Origin of the sequence: Gallaecimonas aegicerasi, from assembly GCF_045291545.1 — a bacterium.
Classification (GTDB): domain Bacteria; phylum Pseudomonadota; class Gammaproteobacteria; order Enterobacterales; family Gallaecimonadaceae; genus Gallaecimonas.
In genome coordinates this window covers 2000262-2016074 of sequence record NZ_CP149514.1, presented here as the reverse complement: position 1 = coordinate 2016074, position 15813 = coordinate 2000262, and the positions used below count along the sequence as shown (strand labels likewise).

The window sequence follows — 15813 nt, the reverse complement described above, 5'->3', positions numbered from 1 at the left end:
TTTGCTGATAACGGCGCTCTTTGCACTGCCCTGGCTTCTTGCCTGCCATTCTAAAAACCGGCCTTTTTGGCCGGTTTTTCTTATTCAAGGGGTAAATGCCCGGTTTTTACCAGGATCACGGTTTCCTGTTCCACATAAGGGTGGTGGGCGCTCAGGTGCGGGCTGCGTAGCCAGGTGCCGGTCGGGTAGTGGCCGTGTTCATCACAAAATTCGCCACTGAGCACCAGAATTTCTTCGCCGCCAAAATGGCGGTGGGGCTGGAAGCGCTCGCCAGCGGGCCAATGCACCAAAGCGGTGTGGGCGGCCTCAAAGCTGTGCAGCGGCATCACCTTGAGGCCCCCCTGACCTGGTAGCCATTGGCTGCTGCGGGTATCAATACGTACCTGCTGCAGGTCATCCGGGGCAAAGTGGTTTAGCTTCACAAACAGGGTGCAGCCTTCTTTACTAAACGGGGCATGGTGGCTGCCAGGGGGGTTACGAATATAGCTGCCGGCGCCGTAATGGCCGGTTTCGTCAGAGAACACCCCGTCCAGCACCAGAATTTCTTCGCCCAGCGGGTGCTTATGCTCGGCAAAGGCGGAGCCTGGCGCGTACTGCACAATGCTGGTGGTGTGGCCAGACTCCTTGGCTTCGCGCTCCAGCGGCTTGCGCATCACCCCGGCTGCCGGGCTGGGTAGCCAGGCCATGCTGGCGGTTTCAATGGCCAGCCGCTGGCTAAAGTCCATGTTCAGTTTTTCGCGATACATTGCATTGCCTCTGTGGTTTGTTCTTCAGGCTGGCTACTGGCTGGCCAAGGCGTTGGCCAGAGCTTTGGCGGCGGCCTGAGCTATCTATGCGCGGGCGGTTACCTTAGATCACGCCACCCTGTTGATACGACAGCGGCGCGCCTGCTGATAAGAGCGCGTGGCGCCGGCGGGCGATGAAAAAAGCCACCTTGGGGTGGCTTTTACGGCTCAGGGCCAACCTTACGCCAGCTCGGTAAACACTTCCGCTTCCGGCAGCCGGGACTTGGGCAGCTGGGCGTTGAAGTCGTCCGCTTTGCGGTAGCCAAAAGACACCACGGCAACGGCGTTAAAGCCTTTTTCACGCAGGCCAAACTCGGCGTCCAGGGCGGCGGTGTCTACGCCTTCCATGGGCACGGCGTCAATGCCAAGGGCAGCAGCGCCCAGCAGCACGGTACCCATATTGAGGTAAAGCTGCTTTTCCATCCAGTGCTGGGCATCTTTGCCGTCGTAGCGGTGCAGGTTTACGAACAGCTCGCGGGCCGCACGTACGCCGGCTTTATGTTGTGCTTCGACAAAGCGGCCGTCGGCCTCTTCCTGGGCCAGCAGGTGTTCCAGGTAGTCGTCGCTAAGCTGGCTGCGGGCGCAAAAAACCACCACATGGCTGGCATCGAGCACTTTGTTTTCATTGAACTGAAAGTTGCCTTGCGCGCCTTTGGCAATACGCGCTTTACCGGCTTCGGTGTTGGCAATAATAAAGTGCCAGGGTTGGGAGTTGACGCTGGATGGGCTAAAGCGCAGCAGGGCTTTAAGCTGGGCGAAGTCCTCGTCGGTAATGGTTTTTTGCGGGTCAAAAGCCTTGGTGGAATAGCGGCGCAGGGCTATATCGGTCAGGTTCATCGACAATCTCTCCTGGGGGTGAATACTCTGAGCCGCTATACTATGCATACTATTTATTTGTGCAAGTACGCACATTTTTGGCCTATAGGTACAAAATGGATACTGTAAAACGCCCTCGCTACCGTGACTACAGCGGCGCCGCCTGCCCGGTAGAAGGGGCGCTGGAGCTATTGGGTGGTAAAGGAAAAGGCATGATCCTTTACCATTTGCTGGACGGCCCGGTGCGCTTTAACGAACTGAAACGGCGCATGGGGCAAATTACCCAACGGATGCTGACCAAGCAGCTGCGTGAGCTGGAATACGTCGGCCTGGTGCACCGTGAAGTGTACCCGGAGATCCCACCGAAGGTGGAATACAGCCTGACCGACATGGGCGTATCGCTAAAGGTCATTTTGCTGGCCCTGAAAGACTGGGGTGAAAGCTACGCCCTGCCACAGCTGGAAAAGCTGCAACAGAGCGCCGACTCCGCGTGACCTCGGCAGCGCTTTGCTGCACACTGGCGGCCAACTCTTTGCCGCGCAGGTCAGCTGTATGCATTGTCGAGACCACTGCGGCGCTTGCTGTATAGCGCCTTCCATTTCCAGCCCCATTCCCGGCATGCCGCACGGCAAACCGGCGAATGTGCCCTGTATTCACCTGACCGAACAGTTTGCCTGCGGCCTCTTTGGCCAGCCAGAGCGCCCGGCAGTGTGCGCCGGGTTACAACCCGCTGCCAGCATGTGTGGTGATAACCGCCAGCAGGCGCTGCGCTGGCTCGGTGAACTGGAAATTGCAACCCGGCCGCTTTAACGCAGGGCGGCCAGTACCGCTTTGAAGGCGGCGGTGTGCTGGCGGCGGCTGGGGTAATAAAGGTGGTAACCGGCAAAAGGCTCTGACCACTCGGCCAGTACTTCCACCAGTGCGCCGCTGGCCAGGTGTGGCGCCACCAGGCCGTCAGGCAGTTGCGCCAGGCCGGTGCCGGCAAGGCAGGCATCAAGAATTTGATAAACGCTGTTCATTACCAAGGGGCCACTCACGCGCACCCGGCATTCGTTTTCACCACTACCAAACTCCCAGGCAAACAAGCCGCCGTGGGTCGGCAGGCGCAGGTTGATGCAGCGGTGGGCGGTTAACTGCTGTGGGTCAGCCGGTTCACCCTGTTCGGCCAAATAAGCTGGGGCAGCAACAGTGGCCAGGCGCATCGGTGGGCCTATGGGTACTGCCACCATGTCGGCGGCAATGATGCCGCCAACGCGCACCCCGGCATCAAAGCGCTCGGCAGCGATGTCAGTCAGGCCATAGTCGGTGGTCAGCTCCAGGGTCAGTGCTGGGTAACGGGCCAGTAGTGGGGCCAGTTTCGGCCACAGCAGGCTGCGGGCCGCGTATTCGTCGGCGGTGATACGAACCGTGCCGGCGGGGGCGTCACGCAGCGCCGATACCGCAGCCAGTTGTTGGTTAATGCCGTCCAGCAAGGGCGCAATGCTGGCCAGCAACTGTTCGCCTGCATCGGTGCGGGTAACGCTGCGGGTGGTGCGGGTGAGCAATCGCACCCCCAGGCGTTCTTCCAGAGCTCGTATGGTCTGGCTTACCGCCGAGGGTGACACGCCCAGGTGTGCACCTGCGCGGGTAAAGTTGCCTTCCCGGGCAACGGTAACAAACACCGTTAAGTCGTCCAGATGCGAGTGCGGCATTATAAAGCTCTGCTTCAAACTGATTTTAGTATTTTACCGATTATCAGTTTAATTGCCTGCTGTTACTGTGGTTGTTGTGCAGTTTAAGGAGGCAGTGATGAGCAACAACAACGATATGCAAGTGGTTCGCGCCGGTAGCACCGAGGCTATTACCGGCCCCAGCGAGTGGTTTACCGGCCGGGTACGGATAGACACCCTGTTTAACGCCCCGGAACCTTCACGGGTAGGGGTGGCGGTGGTTAACTTTGAGCCGGGCGCCCGTACCAACTGGCACTCACACCCGGTAGGGCAAATTTTGCTGGTGACCAACGGCGTTGGCTGGACCCAGTGCGAAGGTGGCCCAAAAACCGAAATTCGCGCCGGCGACTTGATCTGGTGTAACTGTGGCCGCCGCCACTGGCACGGCGCCACCAGCACCACGGCGTTGCAGCATGTGGCCATTCAGGAAGCCAAAGACGGTAAGCCGGTCGACTGGTTTGAGCCGGTCTCAGACGACGACTACCTGGCTGGCACGGCCGTTAAAGACTGAGCACCGCGTTAAAAAAGCCCCTGAACAGGGGCTTTTTTGTTATCCGGGTGCTGTACCGCAGCAACCGCTAAGCAGCTACAGATACCAAAACGCCACCGCAAGGTGGCGTTTTTATCAGCTGGCATCAGCGATGCTGATGGTTTCAGCGTGGTGGCAGGCCACCTGGCTCTGGCCCACTTGCCGGAGCGTAGGCCGCTCGTTGGCGCAGCGGTCGGTGGCGTGAGGGCAGCGCGTACGAAAGGCGCAGCCAGAGGGTGGGTTCAGCGGCGACGGCAGCTCACCGCGCACCACACTCATTTGCCGCTGGCGGGCAATGGTGGGGTCGGGAATAGGCACTGCCGACAACAGCATCTGGGTGTAGGGGTGCTGCGGCTTGGCGTACAGCGCGTCACGGCTGGCAATTTCCATCACCCGGCCCAGATACAGCACCACCACCCGGTCGGCAATGTGACGTACGCTGGCCAGATCGTGGGCAATAAAGACGTAGGTCAGGCCGCGTTGGTCACGCAAGTCCATCAGCAGGTTGATCACCTGCGACTTGATGGATACATCCAGCGCCGATACCGGTTCGTCACAGACCACCAGCGCCGGCTCTACGACCAAGGCCCGGGCAATGCCGATGCGCTGGGCCTGGCCGCCGGAAAACTCGTGGGCGTAGCGGTTGATTTGCTCCGGCAGCAGGCCTACCCGTGCCATTACCTCTTGCACTTTGTCGCGCCGTTCGCTGGCGCTTAGCTCTGGCATCAAAGCCTGTAGCGGCTCGGCAATAATCTGGCCGACGGTCATGCGCGGGTCCAGTGACGCCAGCGGATCCTGAAAAATCATCTGTAGTTGCCGGCGTAGCGGCCGCATGGCTTTGTCGTCCAGCCCTTCAATGGCTTGGCCGTCAAAGGCCAGTTGGCCACTGGTTACCGGGCCGAGTTTCATCAATGCCCGCAACAGCGTTGATTTGCCACAGCCGGATTCGCCCACCACACCGAGGGTTTCGCCGCGGTGCACGGCAAAGCTGACATCGTCAATGGCGCGCAACAGGCGGCTACGGCCCCACAGGCCTTTATCGCGCACCGGGAAATGCACATTGAGGTTGTCTACCCGATACAGTACGTCGCTCATTGGCTGGCCTCCATCAGTGTCAGCTCACCGGTGTGGTAGCAGGCCAGCAGGTGGCCTTCGCTGTGCTGCGCCAGTGCGGGCATTTGTTGGCGGCATTGCTCGGTGGCGTAACTGCACCGGGGGGCAAAAGGGCAACCTGGTGGCAGCGTTGCCAAATTCGGCGGGTGGCCGGCAATGGTTGGCAAGCGCTCGGTGCGCGGCGCGTCCAGACGCGGTACTGAGCGCAGTAGCCCTTCGGTGTAAGGGTGGCGGTAGTGGCTGAACAGCTGGTGTACATCGGCGTGCTCTACCTGCCGGCCGCCATACATGACGCTGACCCTATCGGCAATTTGCGCCACCACGCCCAGATCGTGGGTGATCAGCACAATGGCGGTGCCAAAGCGGTTACGCAGCTCGTCCAGCAGCGCCAGAATTTGCATCTGTACTGTCACATCCAAGGCGGTGGTGGGCTCGTCACAGATCAACAGTTCAGGGTCCGTCAACAGCGCCATGGCAATCATTACCCGCTGGCGCATGCCGCCGGAAAACTCGTGCGGATACATGGTCAGGCGCTCACGGGCGCTGGTAATGTGCACCGCTTCCAAGGCTTCAACGGCTTTGTCGGCGGCGGCCTTTTTCGACAAGCCTTGGTGCCATTGCAGCACCTCGGTCATTTGCCGGCCGACCGTCAAAAAGGGGTTGAGGGCGGTCATCGGGTCTTGAAAAATCATGCCCATGCGGGCGCCGCGTAGCTTGCTCAGAGCGCTGTTAGGCAGGTTGAGGATTTCCTCGCCAGCCAGCTTGATACTGCCACTGGCCTTGCCGTTGCGCGCCAGCAGGCCCATGACGGCCAGCCAGCTCTGGCTTTTGCCGGAGCCGGACTCGCCGACGATGCCCAGCACTTCGCCTTTGTTGACGCTGAGGTTGAGGTTGTTGACTGCGTGTACGTCACCGTCGTCGGTGGCAAAGCGTACGTTCAGATCACGGATTTCCAGTACTGCCATCTCAGCGATCCTTCGGGTCCAGCGCGTCGCGCAGACCGTCTCCGATAAAGTTGAAGCAATAGACGATCACGGCCAGAAATAGCGCCGGGATCACTAGCAAATAAGGGTAAGACTGCAACACCGCGGCGCCGGCGTTGACCAGCCCGCCAAGGGAAGTCAGCGGCGCTTTGACGCCAAGGCCAAGGAAGCTCAAAAAGGCTTCGAAGAGGATCACCGAGGGGATGGTCAGAGTCACATAAACCACCACAATGCCCAGCAAGTTGGGGATGATATGGCGGCGAATAATGGCCCAGCGGCTGGCGCCACTGGCGTGGGCCGCTTCGACGAACTCCTTATTACGCAGGCTCAGGGTCTGGCCCCGAACGATACGGGCGATGTCCAGCCAGGACACGGCGCCGATAGCAGCAAATACCAAAAACAGTTCGCGGCCAAACAGCACCATCAGGATGATGACAAAAGGAATAAAGGGAATGGAGTAGAGAATATCCACTACCCGCATCATCAGGCTGTCGACCCAGCCACCAACAAAACCGGCGGTGGCGCCCCAGGCCACGCCGATAACCAGTGTTACCAGGGTGGCAATCAACCCTACCATCAAGGAAATACGACAGCCCCACAACACCCGCACTAATACATCGCGGCCCAGGGCATCAGTACCAAAAATATGGCCGCCTTGGAGGGTGGGGGCGTGGTAGAGCATGTTCCAGTTGGGCTCGGCATAACCGTAGGGCCACACCCAGGGCAGGGCAATGGCGGCCAGGGTGATAAGCCCCAGCAGCCACAGGCTGACAATAGCGGCGCGGTTGCGGCGCAGGCGGCGCCAGGCGTTTTGCCACAGTGAGCGGCCTTCGGCCTGACTCAGAGTGCCTGCTTTGGCGGCGGCAGCGCGGCCGGGGAACCAGTTCAACAGTCGGCTGTTACTACTCATGACAGTCGTACCCTCGGGTCCAGCACGCCGTAGAGAATGTCGGCGATGAGGTTAAACAGCACGATCAGCATGCCGTAAAGAATGGTGACACCCATCACCAGGGTGTAGTCCCGGTTCATGGCGCCGTTAACAAAAAAGCGGCCAATGCCGGGCAGGCCAAAGATCTGCTCGATAACGATAGAGCCGGTCAGGGTGGCGACGGTGGCCGGGCCGAGAAAGGAGATCAATGGCATCAGCGCCGGGCGCAAAGCATGGCGGAAAATCACCGTGCGCTCCGGTAAACCTTTGGCCCGGGCGGTGCGGATATAGGGGCTGTTTAGCACTTCCACCATGGAGCCGCGCATCAACCGCGCCATATAGGCCACCAACGGCAGCGCCAGCGATATTACCGGCAACAGCAGATAAGCCGGGTGGCCGTCGTTCCAGCCCCCGGCCGGTAGCCAGTTGGCTTTGACCGCAATCACCAGTACCAGTAGTGGTGCCACCACAAAGCTGGGAATGGAGATACCCGCCATGGCGGCGGCCATGGGCACGTAGTCCCAGGCGGTGTTTTGCCTGAGGGCAGCACGAATACCCAGCGGAATGCCAATGGCCATGGCCAGCAGCAAGGCCAGGCCGCCGATGGTGATATCCACCGGGAAACCCTGGCTTATCAGATCATTGACGCTGGTGCCGCGGTACACAAATGAGGGACCAAAGTTACCGTGCAGAATATTGCCCAGATAGCGGCCATATTGCTGCCAGAGCGGCTCATCCAGGTGGTACATGTGTTCCAGGTTGGCTTTCACTGCCGGTGGCAGTGCCCGCTGGGTGGTAAAAGGGCCACCGGGCGCTGCCCGCAACATAAAAAAGCTCAGGGTGATGATCACCAGCAGTGTGGGAATGGCACCCAGCAGCCGGCGCAGAGTAAATCGCAACATCAGTCGGTCTCCGAATGCTGGCGGATATAGATGTAACGGGCCAGGTGCAGAGCCACCACGTTGGGCTTAACGCCCGCCACATAGGGCTTAATGAGCTCCGGCGACTTGTAGAAGTACAGTGGAATGAACGGCATGTCCTGATTAAGCACCCGCTCGGCGGCAGCGTAATCCTGGTAACGCTGATGGCGGTCCAGCTCGGTGGTAGCTTTGGCCACGGCCTGCTGGTAGGCGGGATTACTGTAACTGCCGTAGTTCATGGCAAAGCTTTGCAAAAACTGCTGGGCAAAGGTGTAGGGCTCGGGGTAGTCACCAACCCAGGCGCTCCAGTAAATCTGGGCGTTTTTGTACTGCAGGTCCTGCAGCATTACCTTCCATTCTTCGTTATGCAGTTCGATGTCGCAGCCCAGTGCCTGATGCCACATGGTCACCACCGCTTCCATGTAGTTTTGGGTGCTGACCCCTTCGGTCATATACAGCAGCGGTACTTTCAGAGGGTGGGCTTTGGAATACCCCGCCTTGTGGTAGAGGCGGCGAGCCTCAGCCAGGCGCTTGGCCATGGGCCAGTTGGCCCAATCCGGCACCTGCTGCGGGTAACCGGGCAGCGGCGGAAACAGGGAGTAAGCGGGCAGTTGCAAGCCTCCGCTGAGCTTATTGGCCAGCACTTTGCGGTTCAATACCAGATTCAGCGCCCGGCGCAGATCCGGGTTATTGAACGGCGGTTTGTGCACCATCATGCCCAGGTAGGCCGTAGCGTAGTAGGGGGATACCACAACCTGCTTACCCAGAGCGGCTTTTAGCCAGGGGTAATCACTGGCGGCAAAGGCGGGGTTGTTGGCCAAATCCAGGCCGCCAGCCAGGTAGCGTGCTACCACCGAGTCGGTGGCGGTGATCGGGTAATCAATTTCCTTTTGCAGCAACACCTGCTGCGCGTCCCAGTAGTAGGGGTTTTTCTCCAGCGTCAGGTGGCCGTTGATCACCCAGTCGGTGAGCTTAAAGGCACCGTTACTGACAATGTGCTCGGGTTTGGTCCAGGCGTCGCCCCACTTGCTGATGGCCGGCTGGTATAGCGGCATCAGGTACTGGTTGTAGAGCATGGTGAGAAAATACGGCGTGGGTTTGACCAGTTGCACCTTGAAGGTGTGCTCGTCTACCGCTTCGACGCCCAGCTTCGCGGCTGGCATTTTGCCATCAATGATGGCGCTGGCATTGACCACCGGGCTCAAGGCGTCGGCGTACTGGGCACCCGTCATGGGGTCAACCAGGCGGCGCCAGGCATAGACAAAATCGCCAGCGGTTACCGGCTTGCCGTTAGACCAGCGGGCACTGGGGCGCAGGTGGAAGACGTAGGTCTTTCCGTCATCGCTGATATCCCAGGATGAGGCCGTGCCGGGCACCAGTTTGCCGTCCGGGCTTAAGGTCAGCAGGCCTTCGAACAAATCTTGCACCACGTTAAAAGCCGGTACGCCGGTAGCCAGGCTTGGGTCTATGGTGCGCGGCGACATGGCCAGGCGCCGGTGCAGCACCTGCTCGCTGGCCGGGGCCGGCGTATCGCTGACTTGATAATGATGAACGCTAACCTGCTTATGGCTGTTGTTATTGCCACAGCCGGCCAGCAGTAAGGCCAAAGCGCAGGTGCTAATAAGGCGTTTCATAGGCACCTGCCGGTGGTGTGGGGGTGTTGTTGTGCTTGTCATTGTTCTGCCATCCGCCAGACAACCCTCTTGGAGATGATGAGAGTGTGACTGTCAGTGATGTCTAAAGTTCTAAAAACATTTAATGACAGCTCACGCATTCCTGAGGGTTGGACGTTAGCATAAAAAAAGGCGCCGCGGGGCGCCTTGATGAGTCAGTCCCAGGCTGGGGCAAAATCGGGGTCAGCAATGCGCTCATTGCTATCTAAAGAAGCGATGGCCGCCATGTCATCACTGTCTAAAGTCAGCTCGGCGGCAGCTAGGTTGGCTTCTATATGGGCTTGCTTGGTAGACGACGGAATGGTGATCAGGCCTTGTTGCAGTACCCAGGCCAGAGTTACCTGCGCTGGAGTCACCTGATGTTTCTGGGCGATTTTTTGTAATGTTGCATCGTCCATCACCTTGCCCACTGCCAATGGCATATAGGCAGTTACAGCAATGCCTTTTTGCTGGCAGTGGTTGATTAACGTGCGATTTTGCAGGTACGGATGCACTTCTACCTGGTTGGTCAGCAGGGCGCCGTCACCGAGGATGGCAAGCGCCTCGTCAATTTGCTGGCAAGTGAAGTTCGATACTCCGATGTGCCGGGCCAGCCCTGCTTGCTGGGCTTTGGCCAGTTCGCCCAGGTACTCGCGCATGGGCACTTTGCCTTCCTTTTCAGGCCAGTGGATCAACAACAAATCAACCTGTTCAAGACCCAGGCGGGCCAGGCTGTCTTGCACACTGTCAAGAAAGCGGTCCTGGCTGAGGTTATCCAGCCAGACCTTGGTGGTGACAAACAGTTCGTCACGGGCCAGGCCGCTGTCGGCAATGGCGCGGCCTACCTCGCTTTCGTTGCCGTACATCTGCGCGGTGTCGATATGCCGAAAGCCGGTTTTCAGGGCCATGTTGACAGACTGATAAGCGCTGTCGCCTTTGAGTCGGAAAGTCCCCATGCCCAGTGGTGGAATGGCGGTCATATATCCTCTCCTGCGGTTAATGACTGTCTGCACACACTGCCAGATTTGCCTCCCGCTTGTCTAAATACCCCGATAAACGGGTCAGGGCCAGGGCGCCAAGTACAATCAAGGCGCCAATCCAGGGGGTGTCGAGTAAGTGCATGTGGGTGATGACGCTACCACCAATAACAGACCCCAGCGCAATACCAATGTTAAAGGCGGCGATATTAAGCCCGGATGCCACATCCACGGCCTGTGGTGCGAAGCGTTCCGCCAGTTGCACCACATAAACCTGCAAACCCGGCACGTTACCAAAGGCAAAGGCGCCCCAAAGCAGCACCGTCAACACTGCTGTCAGCGGGTTGTGGGCAGTGAAGGTAAAGGCCAGTAATACCAGCGCCAGAGCGGTAAAGATCCAGTGCAGTGCCCGTACCGGGCCAAGACGGTCAGCCAGTTTGCCGCCCCAGATATTACCGACCGCCACCGATACGCCATACACCAGCATGATGAGACCGACAGCCGAGGCATGAAAGCCGCTTTCACGCTGCAAAATAGGGGCTAAAAAGGTAAATGCTACGAAGGTGCCGCCATAGCCCACGGCGGTCATGGCATAGACCAATAGTAAGCGTGGCTGGGTCAGTACCTGTAACTGTTGGTGCAGGCTGGCCGGAGCTGGTTGGCGCAGGTTGCCCGGTACCAGTAACATCGAGCCGGCCAGAGCCAGCAGGCCAAGGCCCGCAACGGCCAGAAAGGTCATACGCCAACCAAAGTGCTGGCCAACCCAGGTGCCTAGCGGCACGCCGGTCACCAGTGCCACGGTCAGGCCGGTAAACATGATGGCAATGGCACTGGCTTCTTTGTCTTTAGTGACCAGGCCGGTGGCAATAGTGGAGCCAATGGAAAAGAACACACCGTGGGCTAAGCCGGTGAGTACCCGCGCCAGGATCAAGGTGATGTAGCTGGGCGCTTGCCAGGCCAGCAGGTTACCCAGCACAAACAGCGCCATTACTGACAGCAGCACGGTTTTACGGTTCCAGCGGCCGGTCAGGGCGGTCAGCAGCGGCGCACCAATGGCAACCCCCAGGGCGTAAAGGCTGACGAGTAGCCCGGCAGAAGGCAGGGTAACGCCAAGGTCATTGGCGATAGTGGGCACCAAACCGACAATCACAAACTCGGTGGTACCAATGGCAAAAGCGCTGAGCGTCAGCGCCAACAAAGCAATAGGCATGGTCATACTCCCGGTATCAGTTGTGGGCAGGGAGTATGGCGGCTAGTATTTTTGGTAAAAATGATGCCATTAACAAAAAACCTTTTCGATTATGTCAATAATATCTAAGTCGGATGATTTACAGTTACTGCTGGCGGTGGTTGACAGTGGCGGTTTCAGTGCCGCAGCGAGGCTGCTTGATATACCAGTGGCCACGGTTTCCAGAGCCATTAGCCGCCTTGAAAAGCGCTTGGCGGCAACTTTGCTGAACCGAACCACCCGCCGGATTGAGCTGACTGAAGAAGGGCAACGCTTTGTCAGTCAGGTGCGCCAAGGGCTGGCGCAGCTGGAGCTGGCCGAAGAGAGCCTACGTAGTCAACAGCAACGGCCTCAGGGTAAATTACGGGTGGACGCTGTAACCCCCTTTATCCTGCACCAGTTGGTACCTTTGGTGGCCGGGTTCCGGCAGACGTACCCTGATATTCAGCTGGAGTTGGTGGCCAATGAAAGCATCATTGATCTGATTGAGCAGCGCGCCGATGTGGCCATTCGTATCGGCCCACTGGAAGATTCCAATTTGCATGCGCGCTTTCTTGGCCGCAGCCCGCTGGCGATTGTTGCCAGTCCCGATTATCTGGCTCGTCGGGGAGTACCGGAAGTGGAGGCTGCACTGGCTGAGCACAGCGTGCTGGGATTTGCTAACGCTCCCCATTTGAATGTCTGGCCATTGACCACACCATGGCCGGTGAAGCCGGTGGTGGCATGCAATAATGGTGAGTCTATCCGGCAGCTGTGCCTGGCCGGGGAGGGCGTGGCGTTACTGTCACGCTTCATGATTGCTGACGACCTTGCACAAGGGCGCTTGGTTGCGGTGTTGGATACTCAGATACAGCGGCCACATCCTCGCGAACAGGTGCAGGTGGTGTTTTACAAAAACACCACCTTGTCGCCGCGTATTCGTGCCTTTGTGGATTATATCAGCCCGCGGTTAACGCTGTAGTGGCCTTGGCTGGCAGGAAAGCCATCAGGTAACGCAGCGCCACGTAGCTGACAATCACCGTGGCTACACCTAACTCCAGCATGGCCAACTGCTGTAGCTCGGCGGCGCCAGCGGCGCTTAGCTGTTGCCGGGAAAACAGGGCACTGGTTTTAAAGAGCGCTGTGGCACCGATCACCATCGGGAAAGTAAAAGCGGCGTAGCCGGGGCTAAACGGCAGCCGCAACAACCGGAAAAATGCCAGGTAAATCACCGCTGTCATCAGTACCGCAATGCCCAGCAGTACCGCTACCAATAACAGTGATGGCTGCTTGCTGACGGTGAGATAACCGGCCAGTGACAGGCTGGCCGGGGCGGCGAGAATGGCCATGGTCGGTTTGGCGGCATCCGGCACTTCGGCGCGAAAGATCAACCGGTACAGCATAGTAGGTAACAACAAGCCGTAGCTGATAATGCCAAACCACAACAGTACGTTGGCCAGAGGAGCCAGAGCGCCACCGGGGCTGGCCACATCAGCGACAATGATGCCAACCGGCGGCACAAACCAGCTGGGCACCATATGGCTGAGCTCAAACTGGCGGGCTCGGTGCCAGGTAAAGGTGGCTAAAAAGCTCAGGTGCAGTATGACTGCCAGCAGCCACATGGCGCTGCCCACAGAGCCGCCGACAGCTTTGGATACCACCATCGTTGCCATGGCAAAGGTGGGTACCACACTGCCCACCACCGGATGGGCCAGATCAGCCAGCAACAACTTGGGGTGCAGCAGGAATTTCGCCACCAGGATCAGCAGTAAAATACCGGCAATGCTGGCTCCCAGAGTCTGCATATGGCCATGAAAAGTGCCGGCATTTTCCCAGCACCAGCCGAGGCTACCGATGCCCAGCGCTAAACCTGCCATTGGCGTGGGGGCGGTTTTCAGGCGTTCACGGGTTGATTGTTTCACGGGGTGGCTCCTGTCAGTCAGTTGCCAAGAGCGTAGCCAGAGCTTATTGTTTTGGATATCGAAATGATTTGAATGTAGTGTTTGGATTAACTAAACGTGGTGACCTTAAAACAACTACAGGTTTTCAGTGCCGTGGCCCGCTGTGGCAACCTCAGCCAGGCGGCCGGGCAGCTTTATTTGAGTAAGGGGGCGGTGTCTCAGGCGCTGGCGGAACTGGAACGGCAGCTGGCGACACCCCTGTTTGACCGAGTGCATCCACACCTGAAAATCAACCAGCAGGGCCGGGCTTTACAGCCGCTGGCAGAAGATCTATTGGCCCGCGCCAACGACATTCAGCACTTTTTTAGCGGTGCGCCCCGTGGGCAGTTACAGATTGGCGCCAGCCAGACCATTGGTAACTACTTACTGCCGGGTCTGCTGGCCCGCTCCGGACTTAGCCAGGTGAATGTCAGCATTCATAACAGCTATGAGCTGTGCCAGCAGTTACGCCAGTTTGAGTTGGATCTGGCCCTTATTGAGGGGCAAAACCCGTTTGCTGAATTGGTTACCGAGCCCTGGCTTTGTGATCAGATGGTGGTGGTAGCGCCGCCGGGCCATGGGCTGCTCGATTTACCCATGCCGGTAACGTACCCGCAGCTGGCAGAGCAACACTGGGTGCTACGCGAACCGCAGTCAGGCAGCCGCGAACACTTTGACCAGCAATTGGCACCAAAGCTGAAAAAAACCGTGCAAAGCAGCCAGTTCAATACCCTGGAGTCGGTGATGCAGGCGGTGGAGGCCGGGCTTGGCGTAACACTTATCTCCGAGCTGGCGGTAGCTGACCGCGTGGCACAGGGGCGGCTGGTGATGATAGCCTTGCCTGCCCCTATAGAACGGCAACTGTGGCTGTGCTGGCACCAGCACAAGTATCACACCGCCTTAATGCAGCAGTTTGTGGATTATTGCCGCCAGCAATGCCCCCAGGCCTAGAACTCGGTCATTCGGTGCACCAGTGCGGAAATATGCTGGACGCCCGTTTCTATTTCCCCGATACCCTGGTGGATATGAGCAATCTTGTCCTGGCCTTGGGTTGCCACGCTATCGATGGCGGTAATGTCTTTGTCCAGTGAGGTGATCAGTTCGCTGTTGGTAGCCACAACGGTTTCGATTTCCCGGGTGGCTTCGCCAGTGCGGGTGGCTAGCTTTCTTACTTCATCGGCGACAACGGCAAAGCCCCGACCTTGTTCACCGGCCCGCGCCGCCTCAATGGCGGCATTGAGGGCTAGCAGGTTGGTCTGCTCGGCAATGCCGCGAATGGTTGAAACAATGTCGGCAATAGCCAATGACTGCTGGCGGATTCGTTCGCCGGTGGCTAATACCGTGCCCACTTGATGGGTAATTCGCTCTGATGTGTGTACTGCATCGTCCAGTGCCTGACGCGCCTGTTGAGTGATCTGTGAGGTTTCTTCTGAGGTACTGGCGGCCACTTCGGTGACTTGCGCCAGGCTGTTGATCCGCTCGGTAATGTCAGAGGCAAACTTGATTACCTTATAGACTTTACCGTCTTCATTGAAAATGGGGTTGTAGGTGGCTTCCAGCCAAACGGTCTGGCCGTGGATATCACGCCGGGCAAATTTACCGGCAAAGTGTTCTCCCTGGGCCAGCTTTTGCCAAAAGTGCGGGTGTTGCTGATAGAAGCGATCAAAGCAGAACTGCCGGTGGTGCTTACCTTGTACCTGTTCAAGACTGACGCTGAAAATACGCAGAAAGTTTTCATTGGCGTGGGTAACGTAGCCATCCGGGGTAAATTCGATCACCGCCTGGGATTTATCAATAGCAGTGAAAATGGCATTGCGTTCTTGTAATGCCAGGTAGTCAGTGGTGATGTCGGCGGCGATCTTGATGATTTTGGTCACTTTGCCGGCGTGGTCGGTCACCGGAAAATACGTAGCCTCTATCCACAAGGGTTGGCCATTTTTTCTGCGCCGCTTGAAGGTGCCGTGCTTGGGCTGGCCACTGGCCAGGTCCTGCCAGAACTGCTGGTAGTCTTTGGAGCCGGCATAAGCGGGCTCACACAATTGCCGGTGATGCTGGCCGAGCAGTTCCTCACGACGGTAGCCGGTGGCGTGCAGCATGATGTCATTGACATCATTGATCTCGCCCTTGGGAGTGAAACTAATGTAAGCGGTGTAATGGCGAATGGCTTGCAGATCATCACGGACCTGTGCTGCCTGATTTTGTAGGTTGTGTATTTCAGTCAGCAGCAGGCGGGTGCGGTTAAACATGGAGTCGT

At 58.3% G+C, this 15813-nt stretch carries 17 protein-coding genes; 5 read left to right on the top strand and 12 right to left on the bottom strand.

Translation table 11 applies throughout. The features are described from left to right. Nucleotides 1-80: 80 nt before the first annotated feature. Together WDB70_RS09970 and nfsB are read right to left on the bottom strand one after the other, a co-directional pair. Nucleotides 81-746 carry a cupin domain-containing protein gene (locus WDB70_RS09970; RefSeq protein ID WP_406663890.1) on the bottom strand — a complete coding sequence of 222 codons (666 nt, stop codon included), beginning with the start codon at nucleotides 744-746 and terminating at the stop codon, nucleotides 81-83. A gap of 219 nt (nucleotides 747-965) precedes the next feature. Beyond that, nucleotides 966-1622 (bottom strand): oxygen-insensitive NAD(P)H nitroreductase, encoded by a 657-nt coding sequence (gene nfsB / locus WDB70_RS09965; RefSeq protein ID WP_406663888.1) that lies wholly within the window; start codon nucleotides 1620-1622, stop codon nucleotides 966-968. A 95-nt stretch (nucleotides 1623-1717) separates the two neighbouring features. Here nfsB and WDB70_RS09960 point away from each other — a divergent pair, with 95 nt between their 5' ends. Further along, the gene (locus WDB70_RS09960) at nucleotides 1718-2095 is read left to right on the top strand and encodes a winged helix-turn-helix transcriptional regulator (RefSeq protein WP_406663886.1); all 378 of its coding nucleotides are present in this window, start codon (nucleotides 1718-1720) and stop codon (nucleotides 2093-2095) included. Between the two features lie 58 nt (nucleotides 2096-2153). Then, on the top strand, nucleotides 2154-2411 hold the full coding sequence (locus WDB70_RS09955) for a YkgJ family cysteine cluster protein (RefSeq protein WP_406663884.1): 258 nt from the start codon (nucleotides 2154-2156) through the stop codon (nucleotides 2409-2411). Here the strand turns inward: WDB70_RS09955 and WDB70_RS09950 are convergent. Continuing rightward, nucleotides 2408-3292 carry a LysR family transcriptional regulator gene (locus tag WDB70_RS09950; RefSeq protein ID WP_406663882.1) on the bottom strand — a complete coding sequence of 295 codons (885 nt, stop codon included), beginning with the start codon at nucleotides 3290-3292 and terminating at the stop codon, nucleotides 2408-2410. The genes WDB70_RS09955 and WDB70_RS09950 overlap by 4 nt on opposite strands. A gap of 97 nt (nucleotides 3293-3389) precedes the next feature. On the opposite strand from WDB70_RS09950, the gene WDB70_RS09945 reads away from it, so the two are divergent. Next, on the top strand, nucleotides 3390-3821 hold the full coding sequence (locus WDB70_RS09945; RefSeq protein ID WP_406663880.1) for a cupin domain-containing protein: 432 nt from the start codon (nucleotides 3390-3392) through the stop codon (nucleotides 3819-3821). Between the two features lie 114 nt (nucleotides 3822-3935). Here WDB70_RS09945 and WDB70_RS09940 read toward each other — a convergent pair whose 3' ends face one another. The 7 genes from WDB70_RS09940 to WDB70_RS09910 form a co-directional block, all read right to left on the bottom strand. Beyond that, on the bottom strand, nucleotides 3936-4934 hold the full coding sequence (locus WDB70_RS09940) for an ABC transporter ATP-binding protein (RefSeq protein WP_406663878.1): 999 nt from the start codon (nucleotides 4932-4934) through the stop codon (nucleotides 3936-3938). Beyond that, on the bottom strand, nucleotides 4931-5917 hold the full coding sequence (locus WDB70_RS09935; RefSeq protein ID WP_406663876.1) for an ABC transporter ATP-binding protein: 987 nt from the start codon (nucleotides 5915-5917) through the stop codon (nucleotides 4931-4933). Before WDB70_RS09935 ends, WDB70_RS09940 begins: the two co-directional genes overlap by 4 nt. Before the next feature lies 1 nt (nucleotide 5918). After that, nucleotides 5919-6845: an ABC transporter permease gene (locus WDB70_RS09930; protein ID WP_406663874.1), complete on the bottom strand. Its 927-nt coding sequence runs from the start codon at nucleotides 6843-6845 to the stop codon at nucleotides 5919-5921. Beyond that, nucleotides 6842-7765, bottom strand: coding sequence for an oligopeptide ABC transporter permease OppB (gene oppB, locus WDB70_RS09925; protein WP_406663872.1), 924 nt, complete (start codon nucleotides 7763-7765; stop codon nucleotides 6842-6844). The genes WDB70_RS09930 and oppB overlap by 4 nt, the downstream gene beginning before the upstream one ends. Beyond that, the gene (locus WDB70_RS09920) at nucleotides 7765-9417 is read right to left on the bottom strand and encodes an ABC transporter substrate-binding protein (RefSeq protein WP_406663870.1); all 1653 of its coding nucleotides are present in this window, start codon (nucleotides 9415-9417) and stop codon (nucleotides 7765-7767) included. The genes oppB and WDB70_RS09920 overlap by 1 nt, the downstream gene beginning before the upstream one ends. Nucleotides 9418-9611: 194 nt before the next feature. Then, complete coding sequence (gene dkgB / locus WDB70_RS09915; protein ID WP_406663868.1) at nucleotides 9612-10415, bottom strand: 2,5-didehydrogluconate reductase DkgB; 804 nt, start codon at nucleotides 10413-10415, stop codon at nucleotides 9612-9614. Between the two features lie 16 nt (nucleotides 10416-10431). Next, nucleotides 10432-11622, bottom strand: coding sequence for an MFS transporter (locus WDB70_RS09910; protein ID WP_406663866.1), 1191 nt, complete (start codon nucleotides 11620-11622; stop codon nucleotides 10432-10434). A gap of 91 nt (nucleotides 11623-11713) precedes the next feature. On the opposite strand from WDB70_RS09910, the gene WDB70_RS09905 reads away from it, so the two are divergent. Continuing rightward, on the top strand, nucleotides 11714-12601 hold the full coding sequence (locus tag WDB70_RS09905; RefSeq protein ID WP_406663864.1) for a LysR family transcriptional regulator: 888 nt from the start codon (nucleotides 11714-11716) through the stop codon (nucleotides 12599-12601). On the opposite strand, the gene WDB70_RS09900 is transcribed toward WDB70_RS09905, so the two are convergent. Further along, nucleotides 12579-13541, bottom strand: coding sequence for a TDT family transporter (locus WDB70_RS09900; RefSeq protein WP_406663862.1), 963 nt, complete (start codon nucleotides 13539-13541; stop codon nucleotides 12579-12581). The two genes, WDB70_RS09905 and WDB70_RS09900, sit on opposite strands and share 23 nt — an antisense overlap. 96 nt (nucleotides 13542-13637) lie before the next feature. Between WDB70_RS09900 and WDB70_RS09895 the strand changes: the two genes are divergently transcribed. Beyond that, nucleotides 13638-14510 (top strand): LysR substrate-binding domain-containing protein, encoded by an 873-nt coding sequence (locus tag WDB70_RS09895; protein WP_406663860.1) that lies wholly within the window; start codon nucleotides 13638-13640, stop codon nucleotides 14508-14510. Here the strand turns inward: WDB70_RS09895 and WDB70_RS09890 are convergent. Next, nucleotides 14507-15805, bottom strand: coding sequence for a methyl-accepting chemotaxis protein (locus WDB70_RS09890; RefSeq protein ID WP_406663858.1), 1299 nt, complete (start codon nucleotides 15803-15805; stop codon nucleotides 14507-14509). The two genes, WDB70_RS09895 and WDB70_RS09890, sit on opposite strands and share 4 nt — an antisense overlap. Nucleotides 15806-15813 lie beyond the last annotated feature (8 nt).

Excerpts from the sequence above, each read along its gene's own strand:
- WDB70_RS09970 (WP_406663890.1), bottom strand. The coding sequence starts at position 746 with ATGTATCGCGAAAAACTGAACATGGACTTTAGCCAGCGGCTGGCCATT.
- nfsB (WP_406663888.1), bottom strand. The coding sequence starts at position 1,622 with ATGAACCTGACCGATATAGCCCTGCGCCGCTATTCCACCAAGGCTTTT.
- WDB70_RS09960 (WP_406663886.1), top strand. The coding sequence starts at position 1,718 with ATGGATACTGTAAAACGCCCTCGCTACCGTGACTACAGCGGCGCCGCC.
- WDB70_RS09955 (WP_406663884.1), top strand. The coding sequence starts at position 2,154 with ATGCATTGTCGAGACCACTGCGGCGCTTGCTGTATAGCGCCTTCCATT.
- WDB70_RS09950 (WP_406663882.1), bottom strand. The coding sequence starts at position 3,292 with ATGCCGCACTCGCATCTGGACGACTTAACGGTGTTTGTTACCGTTGCC.
- WDB70_RS09945 (WP_406663880.1), top strand. The coding sequence starts at position 3,390 with ATGAGCAACAACAACGATATGCAAGTGGTTCGCGCCGGTAGCACCGAG.
- WDB70_RS09940 (WP_406663878.1), bottom strand. The coding sequence starts at position 4,934 with ATGAGCGACGTACTGTATCGGGTAGACAACCTCAATGTGCATTTCCCG.
- WDB70_RS09935 (WP_406663876.1), bottom strand. The coding sequence starts at position 5,917 with ATGGCAGTACTGGAAATCCGTGATCTGAACGTACGCTTTGCCACCGAC.
- WDB70_RS09930 (WP_406663874.1), bottom strand. The coding sequence starts at position 6,845 with ATGAGTAGTAACAGCCGACTGTTGAACTGGTTCCCCGGCCGCGCTGCC.
- oppB (WP_406663872.1), bottom strand. The coding sequence starts at position 7,765 with ATGTTGCGATTTACTCTGCGCCGGCTGCTGGGTGCCATTCCCACACTG.
- WDB70_RS09920 (WP_406663870.1), bottom strand. The coding sequence starts at position 9,417 with ATGAAACGCCTTATTAGCACCTGCGCTTTGGCCTTACTGCTGGCCGGC.
- dkgB (WP_406663868.1), bottom strand. The coding sequence starts at position 10,415 with ATGACCGCCATTCCACCACTGGGCATGGGGACTTTCCGACTCAAAGGC.
- WDB70_RS09910 (WP_406663866.1), bottom strand. The coding sequence starts at position 11,622 with ATGCCTATTGCTTTGTTGGCGCTGACGCTCAGCGCTTTTGCCATTGGT.
- WDB70_RS09905 (WP_406663864.1), top strand. The coding sequence starts at position 11,714 with ATGTCAATAATATCTAAGTCGGATGATTTACAGTTACTGCTGGCGGTG.
- WDB70_RS09890 (WP_406663858.1), bottom strand. The coding sequence starts at position 15,805 with ATGTTTAACCGCACCCGCCTGCTGCTGACTGAAATACACAACCTACAA.